Origin of the sequence: Pseudomonas sp. NPDC089401 (genome assembly GCF_044749485.1) — a bacterium.
In the GTDB taxonomy this organism is placed as follows: domain Bacteria; phylum Pseudomonadota; class Gammaproteobacteria; order Pseudomonadales; family Pseudomonadaceae; genus Aquipseudomonas.
This window is the reverse complement of the sequence record NZ_JBIVIA010000004.1, coordinates 175,778-197,645: the sequence shown is the minus strand read 5'-3', so window position 1 is coordinate 197,645 and position 21,868 is coordinate 175,778. Positions and strand designations below refer to the sequence as shown.

Annotated in this window: 15 protein-coding genes; 7 read left to right on the top strand and 8 right to left on the bottom strand. The window is 64.8% G+C overall.

Going from position 1 to position 21,868, the window contains the following annotated elements:
• Window positions 1-46: 46 nt before the first annotated feature.
• The 7 genes from dbpA to ACIP21_RS11350 all read right to left on the bottom strand — a co-directional run bounded on the left by dbpA (window position 47) and on the right by ACIP21_RS11350 (window position 8,456).
• Entirely contained in the window at window positions 47-1,384 is a 1,338-nt protein-coding gene (gene dbpA, locus ACIP21_RS11380) for an ATP-dependent RNA helicase DbpA (RefSeq protein WP_400687972.1), read from the bottom strand.
• A gap of 112 nt (window positions 1,385-1,496) precedes the next feature.
• Window positions 1,497-2,924, bottom strand: coding sequence for a multidrug transporter subunit MdtD (mdtD, locus tag ACIP21_RS11375; RefSeq protein WP_400687401.1), 1,428 nt, complete (start codon window positions 2,922-2,924; stop codon window positions 1,497-1,499).
• 109 nt (window positions 2,925-3,033) lie between these two features.
• Window positions 3,034-4,353, bottom strand: coding sequence for a TldD/PmbA family protein (locus ACIP21_RS11370; RefSeq protein WP_400687399.1), 1,320 nt, complete (start codon window positions 4,351-4,353; stop codon window positions 3,034-3,036).
• Complete coding sequence (locus tag ACIP21_RS11365) at window positions 4,353-5,795, bottom strand: TldD/PmbA family protein (protein WP_400687397.1); 1,443 nt, start codon at window positions 5,793-5,795, stop codon at window positions 4,353-4,355. Before ACIP21_RS11365 ends, ACIP21_RS11370 begins: the two co-directional genes overlap by 1 nt.
• Window positions 5,796-5,826: 31 nt before the next feature.
• On the bottom strand, window positions 5,827-7,629 hold the full coding sequence (locus tag ACIP21_RS11360) for an acyl-CoA dehydrogenase (protein WP_400687395.1): 1,803 nt from the start codon (window positions 7,627-7,629) through the stop codon (window positions 5,827-5,829).
• A 212-nt stretch (window positions 7,630-7,841) separates the two neighbouring features.
• Complete coding sequence (locus ACIP21_RS11355; protein WP_400687394.1) at window positions 7,842-7,985, bottom strand: hypothetical protein; 144 nt, start codon at window positions 7,983-7,985, stop codon at window positions 7,842-7,844.
• 27 nt (window positions 7,986-8,012) lie between these two features.
• Window positions 8,013-8,456: a hypothetical protein gene (locus ACIP21_RS11350; protein WP_400687392.1), complete on the bottom strand. Its 444-nt coding sequence runs from the start codon at window positions 8,454-8,456 to the stop codon at window positions 8,013-8,015.
• A gap of 303 nt (window positions 8,457-8,759) precedes the next feature.
• On the opposite strand from ACIP21_RS11350, the gene ACIP21_RS11345 reads away from it, so the two are divergent.
• The gene (locus ACIP21_RS11345) at window positions 8,760-9,323 is read left to right on the top strand and encodes a hypothetical protein (protein ID WP_400687390.1); all 564 of its coding nucleotides are present in this window, start codon (window positions 8,760-8,762) and stop codon (window positions 9,321-9,323) included.
• 441 nt (window positions 9,324-9,764) lie between these two features.
• On the opposite strand, the gene putA is transcribed toward ACIP21_RS11345, so the two are convergent.
• Window positions 9,765-13,718, bottom strand: a complete 3,954-nt coding sequence (putA, locus tag ACIP21_RS11340; protein WP_400687389.1) for a trifunctional transcriptional regulator/proline dehydrogenase/L-glutamate gamma-semialdehyde dehydrogenase — start codon at window positions 13,716-13,718, stop codon at window positions 9,765-9,767.
• A gap of 357 nt (window positions 13,719-14,075) precedes the next feature.
• Here putA and putP point away from each other — a divergent pair, with 357 nt between their 5' ends.
• The 6 genes from putP (at window position 14,076) to ACIP21_RS11310 (ending at window position 21,849) form a co-directional block, all read left to right on the top strand.
• Entirely contained in the window at window positions 14,076-15,554 is a 1,479-nt protein-coding gene (gene putP, locus ACIP21_RS11335; RefSeq protein ID WP_400687387.1) for a sodium/proline symporter PutP, read from the top strand.
• A gap of 185 nt (window positions 15,555-15,739) precedes the next feature.
• The gene (locus tag ACIP21_RS11330; RefSeq protein ID WP_400687385.1) at window positions 15,740-16,576 is read left to right on the top strand and encodes a 23S rRNA (adenine(2030)-N(6))-methyltransferase RlmJ; all 837 of its coding nucleotides are present in this window, start codon (window positions 15,740-15,742) and stop codon (window positions 16,574-16,576) included.
• A 105-nt stretch (window positions 16,577-16,681) separates the two neighbouring features.
• On the top strand, window positions 16,682-18,439 hold the full coding sequence (locus tag ACIP21_RS11325; protein WP_400687383.1) for a carbamoyltransferase: 1,758 nt from the start codon (window positions 16,682-16,684) through the stop codon (window positions 18,437-18,439).
• Complete coding sequence (locus ACIP21_RS11320) at window positions 18,423-19,553, top strand: glycosyltransferase (RefSeq protein ID WP_400687381.1); 1,131 nt, start codon at window positions 18,423-18,425, stop codon at window positions 19,551-19,553. The genes ACIP21_RS11325 and ACIP21_RS11320 overlap by 17 nt, the downstream gene beginning before the upstream one ends.
• A complete protein-coding gene (locus tag ACIP21_RS11315; protein WP_400687379.1) occupies window positions 19,553-20,449 on the top strand; it encodes an antimicrobial resistance protein Mig-14 in 897 nt (298 codons plus the stop codon). Before ACIP21_RS11320 ends, ACIP21_RS11315 begins: the two co-directional genes overlap by 1 nt.
• The gene (locus ACIP21_RS11310) at window positions 20,446-21,849 is read left to right on the top strand and encodes a PIG-L deacetylase family protein (RefSeq protein WP_400687970.1); all 1,404 of its coding nucleotides are present in this window, start codon (window positions 20,446-20,448) and stop codon (window positions 21,847-21,849) included. Before ACIP21_RS11315 ends, ACIP21_RS11310 begins: the two co-directional genes overlap by 4 nt.
• The last annotated feature ends 19 nt before the right edge of the window (window positions 21,850-21,868 follow it).

Genomic DNA, 21,868 nt, shown 5'->3' with positions numbered 1-21,868 from the left:
AGCGGCCTTGTGTCGCGAAAGGGCCGCAAAGCGGCCCCAAAATAGGTCAGACGATACGGACTTTCAGGGACCGCCCCTTGATCTTGCCGCTGTTCAACCGCTGCATGGCCTGCTTGGCCAGCGCCCGCTCGACAGCCACAAAGGCCTGGAAGTCGAAAATGGCAATCTTGCCCACCTGCTTGCCCGGAATCCCGGCATCGCCGGTCAGCGCACCCAGGATGTCACCGGGGCGCAACTTGTCCTTGCGCCCGGCAGCGATGCACAGGGTGCTCATCACCGGCAGCAGCGGCTCGCCGCCCTTGTTTTTCAGGCTGTCCAGCTGGTCCCAGCGCAATGGGCTCTTCTGCAGCTGTTCGATGGCCTGGGCACGGTGGCCCTCGGCCGGTGCCACCAGGCTGACCGCGATGCCTTTCTCGCCGGCACGACCGGTGCGGCCGACGCGGTGCACGTGGATCTCGGCATCACGCGCCAGCTCGACGTTGATGACCATGTCCAGGCCATCGATGTCCAGGCCGCGGGCGGCCACGTCGGTGGCCACCAGCACCGAGCTGCTGCGGTTGGCGAACATGGTCAGCACCTGGTCGCGGTCACGCTGTTCCAGGTCGCCATGCAGAGCCTGGGCGACGATGCCCTTGGCGGTGAGGTGGGCGACCACGTCCTCGCACTGCTGCTTGGTGAAGCAGAACGCCACGCAGGACTGCGGGCGGTAGTGGCCGAGCACGCGGGTGACGGCGTCCAGGCGCTGCTGCGGGTCGATCTCGATGAAGCGCTGCTCGATCTGGTTGTCGGTATGCAGGCTCTCGACCTTGACCTGCTGCGGCTTGCGCATGAAGTCGGCGGCCAGTTGCTCGATGCCGGCCGGGTAGGTGGCCGAGAACAGCAGGGTCTGGCGGCGCGACGGGGTCTTGCCGATGATGCTGGCGATGGCGTCGAAGAAACCCATGTCGAGCATGCGGTCGGCTTCGTCGAGGATCAGCGTGTTGAGGCCGTCGAGTACCAGGGTGCCCTTGTCCAGGTGTTGCTGGATGCGCCCCGGCGTGCCGACGATGATGTGCGCGCCGTGCTCCAGCGAGGCGATCTGCGGGCCCAGCGACACGCCGCCGCAAAGGGTGAGGATCTTGATGTTGTCCTCGGCGCGGGCCAGGCGGCGCAGTTCCTTGGCCACCTGGTCGGCGAGCTCGCGGGTGGGGCACAGCACCAGGGCCTGGCAGCCGAAGTAGCGCGGGTTGATCGGGTTGAGCAGGCCGATGCCGAAGGCGGCGGTCTTGCCGCTGCCGGTCTTGGCCTGGGCGATCAGGTCCTGGCCACGCAGGATGACGGGCAGGCTCTGGGCCTGGATCGGCGTCATCGAGGTGTAGCCGAGGGCGTCCAGGTTGGCCAGCATGGCGGCGGACAGCGGCAGGGAGGCAAAGGCGGTGGATTCGGTGGTCACGAGGCGGGCCTGCGGTGCGAAGCGAAAAATGCCGCACAGTCTACCAGCCTCATGGCCATTCGCCCTACGACTCCATGTGTTGTTCCGGACGACGGGCACGCCTTCCGTCCGTCGGCGACAGTTGCAGGAAGATCGCCGCCGCGAGCATGGCCATCACGCCGATGGTGACGAAGGTCAGCTGGAAGGCTTCCAGGGTGGTCTCCACGCCCTCGGCGCTGCCGGCTGCGGTGAAGCCGCCGAGCAGCGCGCCGGCGCAGGCCACGCCCAGGCTCAGCGACAGCTGCGCGACCACCGAAAGCAGGCTGTTGCCGCTGCTGGCGCTGGCGTCGTCGAGGTCGATCAGGGTCACCGTGTTCATTGCCGTGAACTGCATCGAGTTGACCGCGCCGAGCAGCGCCAGCTGCACCAGCAGCAGGGCGTAGGGGGTCTGTTCGTCGACCAGGCCCAGGCTGGCCAGCAACAGGCCCAGGAGCAAGGTGTTGCCGGTGAGCACGATGCGGTAGCCCAGGCGTTCGATCAAGGTTCGGGCCACGGACTTGGCGAGCATCGCCGAGGCGGCCAGCGGGATCATGCTCATGCCCGCCTGGGCTGGCGAGTAACCCAGCGCCACTTGCAGCAGCAACGGCACCAGGAACGGCAGCGCGCCGCTGCCCAGGCGCGAGAACAGGTTGCCGAGGATGCCGATGGCGAAGGTGCGCACGCGGAACAGGCTGGGCGAGAACAGCGGCTCCGGGTCGCGTCCGGCGCGCAGCCAGTAGGCGGCCAGGCAGGCCATGCCGGCGAACAGCAGGAGCATCACCCGCAGGTGCGGCAGGTGCAGCTCGCCCAGGCCCTCCATGGCGATGGTGATCAGCACCATCGCGGCGCCGAACAGGATGAACCCGGGGCCGTCGAAGCGGGTACGTTCGACCCCGCGCAGATCGGGGATGAACTTCCACACGGCATAGCAACCGATCAGGCCGACCGGCAGGTTGAGCAGGAAGATCCAGTGCCAGCTGAGGATCTCCACCAGCCAGCCGCCGACCGTTGGCCCCAGCAGCGGACCGAGCAGGCCGGGGATGGTGATGAAACTCATCACCCGCACCAGTTCGCTGCGCGGGTAGGCGCGCAGCACCACCAGGCGCCCGACCGGCAGCATCAGCGCGCCACCCAGGCCCTGGACCACGCGGGCGAAGATCAGGAAGCCGAGGCTGTTGGCCGCGGCGCACAGGGCCGAGCCGAAGCTGAACAGCAGGATGGCGCTGAAGAAGATGCGCTTGGTGCCGAAGCGGTCGGCGATCCAGCCCGAGGCGGGGATCAGCAGGGCGACGGTGAGCATGTAGGCGATGATCACGCCCTGCATGCGCAGCGGGTCCTCGGCCAGCGAGCGGGCCATGGCCGGCAATGCGGTGTTGAGGATGGTGCCGTCCAGCGATTGCATGAAGAAGGCGATGGCCACCACCCAGGGCAGCCAGCGGGCGGTGATGGGGTCCAGCGGTGCACGGTCGGGCATGACTTCCTCGTTTGTCTGTGCCGGCCTCTTCGCGGCTGAAGCCGCTCCCACAGGGATCGCCTGTCTCCTGTGGGAGTGGCTTTGGCCGCGAAGAGGCCGGTAATGCCAATCACAATGTCAGGGTCAGCCCTTTGACCAGTGCCCCTGGCAAATGGCTCGAGCCGGTACTGCGCTGCCCATAGGTGCTGGTCGAGAGGATCATCTCGCGCTCGCGGGTCAGGTCTTCCAGCTGGTTGCCGAGCAGGCTGTACAGGCTGTCATCGAAGCGCATGGTGCTCACCGGCCCCTGGATCTCGCCATTTTCCACCCAGAAGGTGGCGAAGCGGGTCAGCCCGGTCATGCGTGCCGCCGGCAGGTCCGAGTAGTTCAGGTACCAGAGGTTGCTGATGTACAGCCCGGTGCCAAGCCGCTGCAGGATCTGCTTGCTGGCCAGGTTGCCCGGCGCCAGGCTGAGTGCGCAGGGCGATTCGTAGCTGTCGGCGCCGTTGGCCAACAGCTCGAACTCCACCGCGCTGCGGGCACTGACCAACCGCTGCAACGCCTGGCCCTGCTGGATCAACGGCACATCCAGGCGCGGTGAGCCTTCATCGGAAAACGCCGGGCTCAGCGAGCCGCTGACCTGTTCGCTGAAACTCACCAGCGGGCTCAACTGCGCATCACCGTTGTAGAGACGCTGGAGAGCACTGTTGCCGGTGGCCAGGGCCTGCGCCGAGAAACCGCCCCAGCACAGCATGCCGGCGATTTCGTCCATTGCCGCCGGCGCCAGGTAGGCGCGGTAACTGCCGGGCTCGAGGGTGACCGCCGGGCGGCCCAGGAACCCCAGCTGTTCACGTGCCAGGCGCAGGCGGGCAGTGAACTCATCGGCGTTCCATTGCTGGCCGGCATAGTTGGCTTTCACCGCCTGGCCATTGGCGTGGAACAGGCTCCAGTCGAAGTTGAAGCTGTTGGCCTGGTGCCAGCCAAAGGCCCCGAACGAGCTGGCGAAACCCCGGCAGATCGGGCCGGCAGCGTAGATGCCGACCAGGTCCAGGTCGCCGGCTTCGCGTTCGAGCATGGCCAGTACTTCACCCAGTTCCGGCAGTGCCGGCTGCAACTGGCTGTGGCTGTGCCAGGCGCTTTCGTCCAGGCGCAGGTAAGGGTCGATGGCCAGCAGCGGCAGGGTCTGGCGCAATTGCTCCAGGGCGGCGAGCAGGCGCTGGCGGTCCAGGTGCGGGTCACCACTGAGGGTGACCTGTTGCGCGGCCTGGCGGCCATCGTGGATCAGCCGCAGTTGCGCGCTGGCCTGGCTCACTTCGCCGGCCTGGCGCACCTTGGCATGGTTGAAACGCACGAACTGCGACTGTTCGGCACTGTAGCCGAGGGTGAACTGCTCGCCCGCTTGCAGGCCTTCGCGCGCGGTGCCGACCAGGGCTTGGAAAGCATCTTTCATCAGGCGTCTCCCCCGAATACGTCGATCTGGCGGAACACGCAGGCAGGCGACGCGTGCCCGACCCGCACCACCTGGTTGGGCTCGCCCTTGCCGCAGTTCGGCGTGCCGAGGACCTGGAAGGTGCTGCGGTCGCCGACTGCCGCAAGGTTGCGCCAGAACTGTGCGGAGATGCCCCGGTAGTTGGGGTTCTTGACGATGCCCTTGAGCTCGCCGTTTTCGATCAGTTGGCCCCATTCGCAGCCGAACTGGAACTTGTTGCGCGCATCGTCGATGGACCAGGAGCGGTTGGTGCGCATCAGGATGCCGTGCTCGATGCCCTGGATCAGTTGGTCGAGGGATTTGTCGCCTGGCTCGATATTGAGGTTGGCCATGCGGTCGATCGGCGCGCGGTTCCAGCCGCAGGCGCGGCTGTTGGCGACACCGTCCAGGCCCGAGCGGAACTGCGACAGCGCGCCACCGAGCGGACGCAGCAGCAGGCCGTCGCGGATCAGGAACTGCTTGCTGGCCGCCGTGCCGTCGTCATCGAAGCTGTAGCTGGCCAGCTCTTCGCCGATGGTCGGGTCGAAGGTCACGTTGAGCAGGCTGGAGCCGTATTGCAGGTGGCCGAAGTCGTTGGCCTTGACGAAGCTGGTGCCGGCGTAGTTGCGCTCGTCGCCGAGGATGCGGTCCATCTCCAGGGGGTGGCCGATGGATTCGTGGATCTGCAGCATCATCTGGTCGGGCATCAGCAGCAGATCGCGCGGCCCGCTGGGGGTGTTCGGCGCCAGCAGCAACTGCAGCGCTTGGTCGGCGACCTGGCGGGCGGCACCGACCAGGCCGCAGCGCTGGATGATCTCGAAGCCGCCCTGCTGGCCGAAGTTGTCCCGGCCCAGGCTGCGGCTCTGGCTGTCCTGGCCGTCGCTGGCGGTGACGCTCAGGCCTGGGAACAGGAAGCGCTGGGCATGGCGCAGTTCGGCGCCGGCCGAGTTCAGGTAGGTCTGTTCGACCAGGGTCAGGCCGAGGCTCGCCTGCCAGTCCACCAGGCGGGTGTCCTTGGGTACGCTGGCCGATTCGGCGGCCAGCAGGCCGAGGCAGTCCGCCAGGTCTGGCACCGGCTGGTCGAAGTTGGGCGAGATGTGGTCGTGGCGGGCGCTGGTCACGGGTTGTTCGCGCAGGTCGAGCAGGCTGTGCCGGGCGATTTGCCGGGCCAGCGCCTCGGCGTGCTCCAGGGCCCGTTGCAGGCCGGCCTGGGACAGGTCGGCGGTGGCCGCATAGGCCTCCACGCCATTGACCCGCACTGTGAGCATGGCCCCTTCGTCCTGGCTGAAGAAAGGCGGCTCGGCCACATTGCGCCGCACTGAAAGTGCCTGGTGCGACTGTTTCACATGGCGCAGGGAAAACAACTCGGCCGTGCTGCGCAGCGCGTTGAAGCGCTGGCGCAGCAGGGCGCTGGAATCGAACATGTGCAAGCCTCCGTAGAAACGGTGGCTCCCCCTAGAACCACTCGTCTTGCATGCTGAGGCAGGTGTCGTCACGTGCCTCGAGCAATGCCAGCTCATTATGGCAGCCGGGCAATTCCCAGGTCAGGAAATAACGCGCCGCGTGCAGCTTGCCGTGATAGAAGTCGCGGTCGGCGGCATTGTCCTTGAGCAGGCCAAGCTCGGCATGCACGGCCTGCTCCAGCCAGCGCCAGCCGATCACGCAGTGGCCGAAGGCCTTGAGGTACAGCGCCGAATTGGCCAGGGCGCCGGCGACCTTGCCCTGGGCCAGGTCGCCGAGCAGCGCCAGGGTCACCGTTTGCAGGCGGTTGACCAGTTGCTCCAGGGGCTGGCGCAGCGGGTCGAGGTTCGGGTGATGGCTGGCGCGCTCGGCTGTGGCGGCGATCAGGCGGACCAGCTGCTTGAGGCCGGCGCCGTTGTTCTGTGCCAGCTTGCGGCCCAGCAGGTCGAGCGACTGGATGCCCTCGGTGCCTTCATGGATCGGGTTCAGGCGGTTGTCGCGGTAGTACTGCTCCACCGGGTACTCGCGGGTGTAGCCGTGGCCGCCGAGGATCTGGATCGCCAGCTCGTTGGCCTTGAGGCAGAAGGTCGAGGGCCAGGACTTGACGATCGGGGTCAGCAGGTCGAGCAGTTCCTGGGCCTGGCTGCGGGCGGCTTCGTCGCTTGCGGTGTGGGTGTCGTCGAACAGCCGTGCGGCATACAGGCCCAGGTCGAAGGCGCCTTCCACGTAGGCCTTCTGTGCCAGCAGCATGCGTTTCACATCGGTGTGGTCGATGATCGGCACGGCCGGGCTGTGCGGGTCCTTGTTGTCCGGCAGCCGGCCTTGCGGGCGCTGGCGGGCGTACTCCAGGGAGTAGAGGTAGCCGGCGTAGCCGAGCATCACCGCGCCCATGCCGACACCGATGCGTGCCTCGTTCATCATCTGGAACATGCAGGCCAGGCCCTGGTGCGGCTGGCCGACCAGGTAGCCGACGCACCGGCCGTCGTCGCCGAAGTTGAGCGCGGTGGAGGTGGTGCCGCGCCAGCCCATCTTGTGGAACAACCCGGCCAGCAGCACATCGTTGCGCGGGCCACGGCTGCCGTCCGGGTTGACCAGGTACTTGGGCACGATGAACAGCGAGATGCCTTTCACCCCGGGCGGTGCATCCGGCAGCTTGGCCAGGACCATGTGCACGATGTTTTCCGACAGTTCGTGGTCGCCGCCGGAGATGAAGATCTTGTTGCCCTTGAGCCGGTAGCTGCCATCGCCGGCGGGTTCGGCGCGGGTGCGGATGTCGGCCAGCGACGAACCGGCATGGGGCTCTGTCAGCGCCATGGTGCCGAAGTAGCGGCCTTCGATCATCGGTTGCAGGTACAGGCGCTTCTGCTCTTCGCTGCCGAAGCTTTCGATCAGGTTGGCCGCGCCCATGGTCAGGAACGGGTAGGCCGTGGTGCCGGCGTTGGCGGCCTGGAAGTGGGCGAAGCAGGCCTGCGAGACCAGGCTGGGCAACTGCATGCCACCGACCTCGAAATCGCGGTTGGCGTTGAGGAAGCCGGCCTCGAGGAAGGCATCGACGGCGGGCTTCACCTCGGGGATCAGTTCGGCGCGACCGTCCACGTAGCGTGGCTCGTTTTCGTCGGCCTTGCGGTTGTGCGGGGCGAAGAACTTCTCGGCGATGGTGCGCGCGGTGGCCAGGGACGCGTCGAAGGTCTCGCGGCTGTGCTCGGCGAAGCGCGGGCGCTGGGTCAGGGCTTCGGCGTCGAGGACTTCGTAGAGTTCGAAGGCGAGGTTGCGGGGGCAGAGCAGGGTCTCGGGCATGGGAGCGGTCCTTGAGCGGGCGTTAGCCGAGTCTAGGAGTGGCTTCAGGAGGGTGGCTACCATGATTGATTCGGTTGATGGCGCAGAACAGATTGAAACATTTTTGAACGACTGTCCCTTTGACGCTCTTGGCTTGCTTGGATAGCATTGCTGTGTTGCTACGGACCGGAACCCTGTATCAGGGGGTAGCGATGCCGGGAATAAGCGGATGCTCATTCCTCCCAGCCAGTGAGCGGGATTTGAAAGGCCAGGCCGATATTCAGATTCAGCAAAAAGCCCTGAAATTTAGGTTTCAGGGCTTTTTTGTATTTGAGGCGGCGAGCACTCGGTAGATCGTCATACGATCGAACCTTCATTACGTTTTTCCAGCACGTAGCGAATATTCAGCAGCCGGCCCTTTGGCATGCTGGAGCGCCCCAAGAGTCGACTTCATAGGCTGATATTATATTTGCTCGAAGGTGATCTGGCTTATTGGCCAGCTTGCGTATTTCGAAAAATATCGCGTAGTCGAAAGTGTCCAGGCAAAAGTATCGGCGGTTGTTGTTGCCTGCAAAGTGTGCCCGCACCTTGGCATCGATGAAACGTTGGCTTATGAACGAAGGGAGCTGTTTTGAGCACTCATAGCGGCTCACGCTGAAATAGCGCTGCTCCTTTGAAAGGGGGTGGATGAGCAGAGGGCCATCGCCTTTGTTGTCAGTGAAACAGTGGAAGCCAAATGTGAATTCTACATTCACTGTGCATGAGCTCAATCTGAACTTTTCAGTAGTGGGTAGTAGGTGACCCATGCAGAGCTCCCTCTCGCCAATGATCAGATTTTTCCAACGCATGCTTACCATCCCTTGAGATGGTGCAATGAAATTATCTACTGAGCTACGCGTCAATTAATTTCAGCAATTATCTTTGTAGCAAATTGTCTATAGGATACTTCCTACTTGAGTGCGGGATTAATATGGCAGACATTTTTGGTTGGGTAGAGGTGAAGCTTTGGTGATTTGGTTGCGGCCTGCTTTTAAGTGATATGGTTGTTGTGGGGAGATATTTCTTACGGATTTATGAGAAGCGGACTGTTGTGCATCAATCGGGTGTTGGGTTCAGATGCGCGTTTCGCTATTCACAAGGAAACGCTTCTGATGGTCGACGTTATTGATAGTCGTGCGGACAAAGCCAAGGAGGGTGAAATGCCATTTTTCGTGGTGTCACCCATGAAGTCTGGCGTGATGATATTTTTCACCTTCAACCTTTACTGGTTGTACTGCTTTTATCAGAGTTGGAAGTTGCAAAGGGCTAGCGCGAGCGAGGCAATCAGCCCCTTCTGGCGTTCCGCCTTTGCAATATTTTTCATTTATCCGTTGCTGAAACGGGCAGATGACCATATTCGTAATTCGGGTCGAACCTATCCCTGGCGTATTCTCAGCCTGACACTGGCCAGCTATGCCACTTTCGCAATAGCGATTGTGGCCAGTTTCGTACTTGCAGAGCAGATTTGGCTCAGTTATGCGGTGGGTTTAGCCATTCAGCTGGCTTGGCTGGTGTTGTTGTTGTCGATGCAGAAAGGCTTGAATTTCAGTGCGGGTGAGGTTGCGGGAGAGAGCAATAGCAAACTTACAGCGTCCAACTGGGTTTGGATATTGATATGCTCTGCGATCAGGGTTGCGCAACTTTTTGCGCTGATTCAGCTTTCATCCATGATGTGAAACGGGCTGGATAGCGCTCATAAGGGCAGCTCGGATGCAACTTGGCGTCTTTCAGAATGCGTCATGGCCACCAGGTGTTCGCCGATAGTGGTGCAGTGCCTGTGAGATCGAGCGCCGCCCGCGCGGCGCATCGCGAGCAAGCTCGCTCCTACGTCTGTTTCGGGCCAGTTATTCCTGTGAGATTTGCGCGCGAACGCTTTGGCGCATGGCACGATATCACGGCGTACAAACAGGGCGGTCGCGCGCGCCTGTCACAGGCGTTACTGGCCGAAAACAAACGTAGGAGCGAGCTTGCTCGCGATGCGCCGCGCGGGCGGCGCTCGATATCACAGGCGCTGAAAAACTCAAGGCGTGCGCCTTTCAATCCTGATGCGTCTTCAAGGCATGCGTCCCCAAAAAAAGGAGAGCCGAAGCTCTCCTTTCCATCAACAACCCCCAGCCTCAGCCAATGGTCATCAAGCTGGCATTACCGCCCGCAGCAGCCGTATTCACACTCACCGCCCGCTCGATCACCAACCGCTCCAGCGCAATCTGGTGATCCCCGCTGGACAGCCCGTGCACGCCAACGATCGCCCCGGCACGCTTGGCAACCTGCTGGCAAACGCCGCGCAACTGGTCCGAGTCGCCATGGTGGATCACGGCGTCGAATGCCACTTCGTCCTTGTTCCAGTCCGCCACCAGCTTGACCTTGGCCTGCAGCTCCTTCGGCAGGCGGCCGCGCAGGGATTTGCCCGGCTCGCCGTCAACCCATACGGCCGAGCTGCCCACTGCCATGACAGCAGCGAACTGCGCCAGCAGGTCGGCCTCGTTGTCCGCCAGGCACAGCACGTGCTCGCGCGGCAGGATGGTGTAGCTGTTGCGCTCGCCGGTCGGGCCGGGCAGCAGGCGGGCGATGCCGCTCTGCGACTGGCTGGCGAACTGGCTGCACAGGGCGGCCAGGTCTGCCTGCTGGTTGCTCTCGGCCCAGGCCTTGAGGGCGTGCAGCGGCTTGATCAGTTGCTCGTGCAGGGCACGGTCCGGTTGGCCGGCGCCATCCTGTTGCTGGAAATGACGGCCAATGGCGTCCGTCGGGCGAGTCGACAGCAGGCGGTACAGGTACAGCGGGCCACCGGCTTTCGGGCCGGTGCCGGACAGACCTTCACCCCCGAACGGCTGCACGCCCACCACTGCGCCGACGATGTTGCGGTTGACGTACAGGTTGCCGGCGTTGGCGTTCTCCACCACCTTGGCGATGGTCTCGTCGATGCGGGTGTGCACGCCGAGGGTCAGACCGTAGCCGGAGGCATTGATCTGCTCGATCAGCTGGTCCAGGTTGCGACGGTTGTAGCGCACCACGTGCAGCACCGGGCCGAAGATCTCGCGCTTGAGCTCGTCGAAGCTTTCCAGCTCGATCAGGGTCGGCATGACGAAGGTGCCGCGTTTGACTTCGGCGGCATCGGCGATGGCGACCTGGTACACCGAGCGGCCTTTCTCGCGCATGCCCTGGATATGCTTCTCGATGCCGGCCTTGGCTTCGGCGTCGATCACCGGGCCGATGTCCACGGCCAGGCGGTCCGGGCAGCCCAGGCGGCTTTCGGCCATGGCGCCCTTGAGCATCTCGATCACGCGGTCGGCGGAGTCTTCCTGCAGGCACAGCACGCGCAGGGCCGAGCAGCGCTGGCCGGCGCTGTCGAAGGCCGAGGACACCACATCGATCACCACCTGCTCGGTCAGCGCCGAGGAGTCGACGATCATTGCGTTCTGGCCACCGGTTTCGGCGATCAGCGGGATCGGTCGGCCCTGGTTGTCCAGGCGGCCGGCCACGTTGCGCTGCAGCAGGCGGGCGACTTCGGTGGAACCGGTGAACATCACGCCCTTGACCCGCTCGTCGCCGACCAGGCCGGCACCGACGGTTTCTCCGCGGCCTGGCAGCAACTGCAGCACGCCCTGCGGAATGCCGGCTTCGAGCAGCAGGCGCACAGCCTGAGCGGCAATCAGCGGCGTCTGCTCGGCGGGCTTGGCCAGTACCGGGTTACCGGCAGCCAGGGCCGCGGCCACCTGGCCGGTGAAGATCGCCAGCGGGAAGTTCCACGGGCTGATGCACACCACCGGGCCCAGCGGGCGGTGGGCGTCGTTGCTGAAGTCGTTGCGTGCCTGCACCGCGTAGTAGCGCAGGAAATCCACGGCCTCGCGCACTTCGGCGATGGCGTTGGCGAAGGTCTTGCCGGCCTCGCGGATGAGCAGGCCCATCAGTGGCTGGATCTCGGCTTCCATCAGGTCGGCGGTACGCTCGAGGATGGCGGCGCGCTCGGCTGGCGGCGTGGCCTGCCAGATCGGTGCGGCGTTCAGCGCGCACTGGATGGCGTTGTCGACATCGGCGACGGTGGCTTCCTGCACATGGCCTACCACGTCGCGGTGGTCTGCCGGGTTCAGTACCGGTGCGGCAGCGGCCTCGCTGGCCGCGCAGGCCAGCAGCGGCGCTGCCTTCCAGTCGTTGTGGGCGGTGGCCAGCATGGCGCAGGACAGTGACGCCAGGCGGTGTTCGTTGGCCATGTCGATACCGGCCGAGTTGGCCCGCTCGCTGCCATACAGTTCACGCGGCAGCGGGATGCGCGGGTGTGGCAGGCCGAGGCTGCCTTCCTGGGTGCCCATGCGCTCGATGCTGGCGACCGGGTCGGCGACCAGTTCCTGGATGGAGATCGAGTGGTCGGCGATGCGGTTGACGAACGAGGTGTTGGCGCCGTTTTCCAGCAGGCGGCGGACCAGGTAGGCCAGCAGGGTTTCGTGGGTGCCGACCGGCGCGTACACGCGGCATGGGCGGTTCAGCTTGCCGTCGGCGACCTTGCCTACCACCTGTTCGTACAGGGGTTCGCCCATGCCGTGCAGGCACTGGAACTCGTACTGGCCCGGGTAATAGTTCTGGCCGGCGATGTGGTAGATGGCCGACAAGGTGTGGGCGTTGTGGGTGGCGAACTGCGGGTAGATGGACTCTGGCACGGCCAGCAGCTTGCGGGCACAGGCCACGTAGGACACGTCGGTGTACACCTTGCGGGTATACACCGGGTAGCCTTCCAGGCCTTCGACCTGGGCGCGCTTGATCTCGCTGTCCCAGTAGGCGCCTTTCACCAGGCGGATCATCAGGCGGTGGCGGCTGCGCTTGGCCAGGTCGATGACGTAGTCGATCACATACGGGCAACGCTTCTGGTAGGCCTGGATGACGAAGCCGATGCCGTTCCAGCCGGCCAGGGCCGGTTCGAAGCACAGGCGCTCGAGCAGGTCGAGGGACAGCTCCAGGCGGTCGGCTTCCTCGGCGTCGATGTTCAGGCCGATGTCGTACTGCTTGGCCAGCAAGGTCAGCGCCAGCAGGCGCGGGTACAGCTCTTCCATCACGCGTTCGTACTGGGCGCGGCTGTAGCGCGGGTGCAGCGCCGAGAGCTTGATGGAGATGCCCGGGCCTTCATAGATGCCGCGGCCATGGGAGGCCTTGCCGATCGAGTGGATCGCCTGCTCGTAGGACGCCAGGTACTTCTGCGCGTCATGCTCGGTCAGTGCGGCTTCGCCGAGCATGTCGTAGGAATAGCGGAAGCCCTTGGCTTCGAAGCGGCTGGCGTTGGCCAGGGCTTCGGCGATGGTTTCGCCGGTGACGAACTGCTCGCCCATCAGGCGCATGGCCATGTCGACGCCCTTGCGGATCATCGGCTCGCCGCTCTTGCCGATGATGCGGGTGAGCGAGGAGGTGAGGCCGGCTTCGTTATGGGTGGAGACCAGCTTGCCGGTCAGCAGCAGGCCCCAGGTGGCGGCGTTGACGAACAGCGACGGGCTGTTGCCCAGGTGCGGCTGCCAGTTGCCGTTGCTGATCTTGTCGCGGATCAGGGCATCGCGGGTGCCCTTGTCGGGGATGCGCAGCAGGGCTTCGGCCAGGCACATCAGGGCCACGCCTTCCTGGGACGACAGGGAAAACTCCTGCAACAGGCCCTGAACGATGCCTGCACGGCCACCGGCGCTTTTCTGGTTGCGCAGTTTTTCCGCGATGCCAGCGGCCAGCTTGTTGGTGGCCTCGGCCAGCGGCGCGCTCAGGCGCGCCTGCTCCAGCAGCATCGGCACCACTTCCTGCTCGGGGCGGCGGTAGGCGGCGGTGATCGCCGAGCGCAGCACCGACTGCGGCAGGATGCTCTCGGCGAACTCGAGGAAGCACTGGTGGGCATGGTCGGGCTGGACTTCGCCAGCGTCGTCGGCCAGGTTGTTGGCGTGACCGTTGAGTTCGGTCAGGGTGGCGCCACCCTCGAGCTTCTCCAGGTAGTTGAAGATCGCTTGCTTGATCAACCAGTGCGGCGTGCGGTCGATGGACTGCGCAGCTGCCTTGAGTCGCTCACGGGTGGGGTCGTCGAGTTTGACCCCAAGGGTGGTCGTCGCCATTTCTTATCCTCATTATTGCCACGGCTGTGGCTTTAGCTGGAGCCAAGATTAGCGGTAGCCGAATTTGGGTGCAACCAGGTGCAACCCGAATTTTTCGAGGAAAAGGTGCAACTCGTCCGGTGCAAGGTTTCCTAGGGGTAAAAGGCGCGATTATGGTGCGTTTTATTCTGAAAAAAGCATTCTTTGCTCCCAAAAGGAGCAAAAAAGCGGCTTTGCCTGAAAAAGCACGATGGGGTGCAACTTGCAAGTGAAAAATGGTTGCACCCGGTTTGCGTTGTTGCATAGGATGCGCCGCCTGGGTGCAACCGTCGGCAAGAGGGTTGTGCATGAGATAAAAACAAACGCCAGGGCACACGCATGGGCAATCCACTAACGATCACCTTCGTGATCTACATCGCGGCAATGGTGCTGATCGGTTTCGCGGCCTATCGCTCCACCAACAACCTTTCCGACTACATCCTCGGCGGTCGCAGCCTTGGCAGTGTGGTCACCGCGCTTTCCGCCGGCGCTTCCGACATGAGCGGCTGGCTGCTGATGGGCCTGCCGGGCGCCATCTATTTCTCCGGGCTGTCCGAGGCCTGGATCGCCATCGGCCTGACGGTCGGCGCCTACCTGAACTGGCTGTTCGTCGCCGGTCGCCTGCGCGTGCAGACCGAGCACAACGGCGATGCGCTGACGCTGCCGGACTATTTCTCCAGCCGCTTCGAGGACCAGACGGGCCTGCTGCGGATCATCTCGGCAATCGTCATCCTGGTGTTCTTCACCATCTATTGCGCGTCCGGCATCGTCGCCGGTGCCCGTCTGTTCGAAAGCACCTTCGGCATGCCGTATGAAACCGCCCTGTGGGCCGGTGCCGCGGCGACCATCGCCTACACCTTCGTCGGTGGTTTCCTGGCGGTGAGCTGGACCGATACCGTGCAGGCTTCGCTGATGATCTTCGCGCTGATCCTCACCCCGGTGATCGTGCTGATCTCCACCGGCGGCTTCGACACCACCTTCCTGGCCATCGAGGCGCAGAACCCGGCCAACTTCGACATGCTCAAGGGCGCGACCTTCGTCGGTATCATCTCGCTGATGGGCTGGGGCCTGGGCTACTTCGGCCAGCCGCACATCCTGGCGCGCTTCATGGCCGCCGACTCGGTCAAGTCGATCGCCAACGCCCGTCGCATCTCCATGACCTGGATGATCCTGTGCCTGGCCGGCACCTGCGCAGTGGGCTTCTTCGGCATCGCCTACTTCTCGGCGCATCCTGAAATGGCCGGCCCGGTCACCGAGAACCGCGAGCGCGTGTTCATCGAGCTGGCCAAGATCCTGTTCAACCCATGGATCGCCGGTGTGCTGCTGTCGGCCATCCTGGCGGCGGTGATGAGCACCCTGAGCTGCCAGCTGCTGGTGTGCTCCAGCGCCCTGACCGAGGACTTCTACAAGGCCTTCCTGCGCAAGAATGCCTCGCAGCTCGAGCTGGTGTGGGTGGGTCGCCTGATGGTGCTGGCCGTGGCCCTGATCGCCATCGCCATGGCCGCCAACCCGGAAAACCGCGTGCTGGGCCTGGTGGCTTATGCCTGGGCCGGCTTCGGTGCGGCGTTTGGCCCGGTGGTGCTGATTTCGGTGCTGTGGAAGGGCATGACCCGCAATGGCGCCCTGGCCGGCATCGTGGTCGGTGCGCTGACCGTGATCCTGTGGAAGCAGATCGATCCATGGGGCCTGTACGAAATCATTCCGGGCTTCCTGCTGGCGAGCATCGCCATCTTCCTGGTGAGCAAGCTGGGCAGCCCGTCGCAGGCGATGGTGCAGCGTTTTGAAACCGCCGATGCGGCGTATCACGCTGACAAGTAACACCCGTTGAATCGGAGGCGCCTGCTTCGCGGGTAAACCCGCTCCCACAGGTACTGCACTGAACCTGAAGCCAGTGCAATCCCTGTGGGAGCGGGTTTACCCGCGAAGAAGCCGCCGCCGATCGACGGCCAGGCCTGACGCCGCCTGCAAGGCAAGGTAAACTTGCCGCCTTCGCAGGAGTTGCCATGAACTATCGTCACGCCTTCCACGCCGGCAACCACGCCGACGTCCTCAAACATATCGTGCTGACCCGCCTCATCGCCCTGATGTCGCGCAAGGAGCAGCCGTTCGCCTACCTCGACACCCATGCCGGCCTCGGCCTGTACGACCTGCAGGGCGACCAGGCGACCCGCACCGGTGAGTACCTGGAAGGCGTCGCCCGCCTGTGGAACCGCGACGACCTGCCAGCCGTGGCCGCCGATTACCTGCGCATCATCAAGCGCCTGAACGGCGACGGCGAGCTGCGCTACTACCCCGGTTCGCCCGAGCTGGCGCGCCGCCTGATGCGCGAGCAGGACCGTGCGCTGCTCAACGAGAAGCACCCGGAAGACGGGCCGCTGCTCAAAGAGAACATGAAGAAAGACCCGCGCGTGACCGTGCACCTGGGCGAAGGCTGGCATGTGCCGCGGGCCTTGCTGCCGGTGCAGGAAAAGCGCGCGATCATGCTGATCGACCCGCCGTTCGAGCAGGCCGACGAGCTCAAGCGCTGCACCACCTCGATGAAAGAGGCGATCGGCCGCATGCGCCAGACGGTCGCGGCCATCTGGTACCCGATCAAGGACCAGCGTTCGCTGACCCGCTTCTACCAGGACCTGACCAGCACCGGCGCGCCCAAGCTGCTGCGGGTCGAGCTGTATGTGCACCATCAGGACAGCCCGCAGGGTCTCAATGGCTCGGGCCTGGCCATCGCCAACCCGCCATGGGGGCTGGAGGAAGAGCTGCGCGAACTGCTGCCATGGCTGGCCAGGGAGCTGGCGCAGACCGCCGGCAGCTTCCGCATGGACTGGCTGATCGCCGAGTAAGGCACACCGCGCAGTACCTGATGTTTGCGTTATAATCCCGCCCTTTAGCCGCCAGCCGCCCACGAGGCCGCTGGCGCATCTCTACCGAATGAAGAGGCTAATCCCTTGGCATTGACGATTCTTGGCCTGTCCGGCGCCCTTAGCCATGACCCTTCCGCGGCCCTGTACATCGACGGCAAACTGATTGCCGCCGCCGAAGAAGAGCGCTTCGTGCGTGACAAGCATGCGAAGAACCGCATGCCCTACGAGTCGGCGAAGTTCTGCCTGGAGCAGGCCGGCATCAAGCCGTCCGACGTCGACGTGGTGGCCATTCCGTTCGCCCCGATCAGCCTGTTCGGCAAGGCCCGCTGGCACTATGCCAAGCGCTACTGGTACGCCCCGGACCGCGCCCTCGACGCGATCCTGATGGGCAACCGTCGCTACAAGCGCTACCGCAAGAAGATCGTCTGGTGCCTGGAGCAGTTGGGCTTCGACCCGAAGAAGGTCAAGATCGAGCCGGTCGAGCACCACCTGGCACACGCCTCCAGCGCCTACCACTGCTCGGGCTTCAAGGAGAAGACCGCGATCCTCGGTATCGACGGCAAGGGCGAGTACGCCACGACCTTCTTCGGCTACGGCGAAAACGGCAAGATCCACAAGCTCAAGGAATTCTACGACCCGGATTCCCTGGGCGGCCTGTACGGCGCGATCACCGAGTTCCTCGGCTTCGAGATGCTCGACGGCGAGTTCAAGGTCATGGGCATGGCGCCATATGGCGATGCCAGCAAATACGACTTCTCGCGCCTGGCGAGCTTCGAGAACGGCGAGCTGGTGATCAACACCGAGTACGCCAACGTCATCGGCCTGCGCAGGCACAAAGAGAAGGGCAAGGGCTTCTACTTCTCGCCCAAGCTGATCGAATGGCTGGGCCCCAAGCGCGAAGGCGATATCGCCGACGAGCCGTACATCCACTACGCGGCCAGCATGCAGGCGCTGTTCGAGAAGCTCGCCCTGCAGATGATCGACCACTACCTGGGCGACACCCTGCGTGAAACCGGCAAGCTGGCCTTCGCCGGCGGCTGTGCGCTGAACGTCAAGCTGAACCAGAAGATCATCGCCCGCCCGGATGTGAAGGAGCTGTTCGTCCAGCCGGCTTCCGGCGATGCCGGTACCGCCGTCGGTGCGGCGGCCTACGTTTCCCACGCCCGTGGCGTGCCGGTGGAGAAGATGGAACACGTCTACCTCGGCCCTTCGTACTCCAACGAAGACGTCATCGCCGCCTGTGCTCGCCACCCCGACCAGCCGAAGTGGCGCAAGCTCGACAACATGCCCGAGCAGATTGCCCAGATCATGGTCGACGGCAACCCGGTGGCCTGGTTCCAGGGCCGCATGGAGTTCGGCCCGCGTGCCCTGGGTGGCCGTTCGATCATCGGCTGCCCGAGCGTCGAAGGCGTGGCCGACCGCATCAACCACCAGATCAAGTTCCGCGAGCGCTGGAGACCTTTCTGCCCGTCGATGCTCGACACCGTCGCTCCGCAGATGATCAAGGTCGACCACCCGGCCCCGTTCATGACCTTCACCTTCGAAGTGGCGGAAGAGTGGAAGACCCGCGTGCCGGAAGTGGTCCACGAGGACGGCACCTCGCGTGCCCAGGTGCTCAAGCGCGAATACAACCCGCGTTACTACGACATGATGAAGGCGCTGGAAAACCTGACCGGCAACGGCGTGTCGCTGAACACCTCGCTGAACCGTCGTGGTGAACCGATGATCTGCTCGCCGACCGATGCCCTGAACATGTTCTTCGGCTCGGACCTGCAGTACCTGATCATGGAAGACATCCTGGTAGTCAAGGACGGCGCCGCCGCGTATGACCAGCCGCTCTGAACCGCGCATCCTGCAGTTCTGCCATGGCTATGACGGGCCATTTCTCGATTGCGCCCGTCAGTACGCCAGCCTGTTCCAGGGCAGCGGCTACAAGGTCACCACCGTGTTCCTCACCGGCGCCGCCGACCCGCAGGTTGCGGCCGGCTGCGCATCGGACGAGGTGCTGTTCCTCGAATTCAGCTCCAAGGCCGTGCGCGGCCTGAAGCTCGGCGCCATCCGTGCCCTGCGGCGGATCGCGGCCGAACGCGATTTCAGCTTCTGCATCGCCCATCGCTTCAAGCCGATCTACGTCGCCCTGCTGGCCACCGGCTTGCCGGTGATCGGCGTGCACCATGCCTTCGGCGATTACCAGCGCAAGGGCCGGCGCCTGTTCGCCAACCTGTTCAGCAAGCGCCTGAGCCTGCTGGGCGTGTCGGACGCGGTGCGTGACGACATGCGCCGCTGCCTGCCGCAGTGGCCGGCCGAGCGTATCCAGACGCTGTACAACCGCATCGACATCGACGCCTTGCAAGCGGCCCTGGTGCCGCGTGCCGAGGCGCGTCAGGCGCTGGGCCTGGACCAGCAGGCGTGGGTGGTCGGCAACGTCGGCCGCCTGCACCCGGACAAGGACCAGGCCACCTTGCTGCGCGGCTTTGCCGAGGCGCTGCCAGGCCTGCCGGCCGGTGCGCGCCTGGCGATCCTCGGCATGGGGCGCCTGGAAGACAAGCTCAAGGCACAGGCTGCCGAGCTCGGTATTGCCGGGCAGGTGGATTTCCTCGGACAGGTGCCGGATGCCCGCCGCTATTTCCAGGCCTTCGACGTGTTCGCCCTGAGCTCCGACCATGAGCCGTTCGGCATGGTCCTGCTCGAAGCCATGGTCGCCGGCGTGCCGCTGCTGGCCACGGCCTGTGGTGGCGCGCGCGAAGTAGTCGAAGGGGTTGGCGTGCTGTTCCCGCTGGCCGATGCCGGCCAGTTGGCCCAGGGCCTCAGGCACATGGCCGCGCTGGATGCACGGCAACGCGAAGCCTGCGCCGCGCACATGCTGCAGCGCCTGCATGAGCGCTTCTCCGACCAGGCGGTGCGCGAGGCCTTCTGGCAGTTGCCGCAGGTTCGCGCACTGGTGGGGCAGGCCTGATGCTCAATCGTATCCAGGCCCTGCGCGAGCGCGGCTGGCAAGTCATCGACGCCAAGGCCTATGGGCAAGCATGGGCGCGCTTTGGCGGCAGTGTTGCGACGCATCCGCTGGTGGTCGAACAGTTGGCTGAGCTGGCGCAGATTCCCGTGCGCTACCTGGGCTGGTACCAGGCTGGCGAGCTGAAGGCGGCGATCCCGACCTGGGGGCGCTACCTGGCGCTGTCCAAGGAGGTGCTCAAGCAGGCGGGCAAGAAGGCCCTGTTCGACCTCGGCAACGCCGAGATCATCCTGCCGGCGGCAGCCGATGCCGGCGCGCCGCTGCGCCACAGCGTTCGCTACCTGTCGCAACTGAACCAGGGGCGCTTCGCAGGGCTCAAGGCGCAGAAAGAGCAGTTGGCGATGGCCCGCGCCCACGAAGACCTGTCGAAGAAATTCCGCTACAACCAGCGCCGCGAGCTGCGCCTGCTGGAAGAGGCCGGCGGCGTGGTGCGCCCCATCGGCGACTTCAGCGCCGCTGAAATCGCCGCCATGTACTGCGACCTGTTCCAGCGCCGCTGGGGCTTCCCCGCCACCGGTGCCGAGCGCATGGCCGATGTGCTGGAGCGCCTGCGCGAGTTGCTGATCGGCTCGGTGCTGCTGCTTGACGGCAAGCCGATCGCCATCCAGCTGGTCTATCGGGTCGAAGCGCCTGAGTGGATCAGCGTCGAGTACATCAACGGTGGTGTCGACCCGGAACTCAAGGCCTTCAGCCCCGGCAGCGTGCTGAGCTTCCTCAATACCCAGGCCGCCTGGGACGATGCCCGCGCGCGCAACAAGCCCTTGCGCTTCTCGTTCGGCCGTGCCGACCGCGAGTACAAGGAGCGCTGGTGCAACCCCGTGCCGGTGTTCCAGGCGTGAGTCGCAAGCAGCAGTTGCTCAAGCGCCACCGGCGCAACAAGCGCCTGGGCCTGCTCGCCAGCCTGGTGGCATTGCTCGCGTTGGGCGTGTTCGCCTGGTGGTGGCTGCCGCTGTTGCTCCTGCCGCTGCTGTGGGCCGCCCACGAAGCCTGGTTTGCCGATCACCTGTTCTACGCGCCGGGCGAGGACTATGCCTACCGCTTTGGCGAGCAGACCCATGCGGCACCGGTCACCCTGCGCGATGGCGTGCTCAAGGCCGATGCGGCGCTGCAAGGGGATGAAACGCTGATCCTCGAAGTGCGGGTGAAGAGCGGCTGGCTTGGGCGTTTCCTCGATCCGCGGGTAGAACTGCAAGGGGCCGATCAACACGACCGGCAGACCTTCGAGCGCGGTGTCGCGGGCGTGCGCTTCCTCAACCTCACCGGCCTGGCCGCACCGCTGCAGGCCGGCACGTTGCGCCTGCGCGGGCGGCATTGCCGGCTGCTGGGTGAGCCGCGCCTGTGGATAACCCCGGGCGTCGAGCTGCAGCGCCGCCGCGTGATGGTCATCGCACCGCACGCCGACGATGCCGAACTGGCGGCCTTTGGCTTGTACAGCCAGGCCGATGAAACCTGGGTGGTCACCCTGACCGCAGGTGAAATCGAAGCCGAGCATTACCAGCAGATGGGGCTGGGCAAGGCCGAGGCCGCTCGCCTGAAGGGCCGCCTGCGCGCCTGGGACAGCATTGCCGTGCCGCGTTGGGCCGGTGTGCCTGAATCGCGTTGCGTGCAGCTGGGTTATTTCTGCCTGCAACTGCCCGCCATGCAGGCGGCGCCCGAGCAGCCCGCCGCGTCGCGCGAAGCCGACATGGCCGATATCCGCCCGTTCCGTCAGTTCAACCCATTCCCGCTGCCGGCCGACCAGGATGGCAAGCCGACCTGGCATAACCTGCTGGCCGACCTGCGTGCCTTGCTGGACATGGCCAGGCCCGAGGTGCTGGTGATGCCGCACCCGCAGCTCGACCCGCATCCCGATCACATCTGCGCCCAGGCTGCCGTGCTGGAAGCCCTGCAAGGCCTGGCCTGGCAGCCACAGACACTGCTCTGCTACGCCAACCACCTGCACGACAATGACCGTTGGCCGATGGGCGACAGCGGCGACGGCGTGGCCTTGCCGCCCCAGTTGAGCGCCGAGCAGGCGTGGGCCCCCTGCACCCTGGTGCTGGACCTGGCCACCCAGCGGGACAAGGCCATGGCCCTGGGAATGATGCACGACCTGCAGCCATCGGCGCCGTTCAAGCGCCGCCTGCGCCGGTTGCTGCAGCGCTGGTTGGCCGCGCGCCGGCCATCGCCTTACGGAGAGAACGAGTTCTTCCGCAAGGCCGTGCGCCGGCATGAGCTGTTCTGGCGGCGTGAGCTGTAAACCTGACCGCGATGGCGCA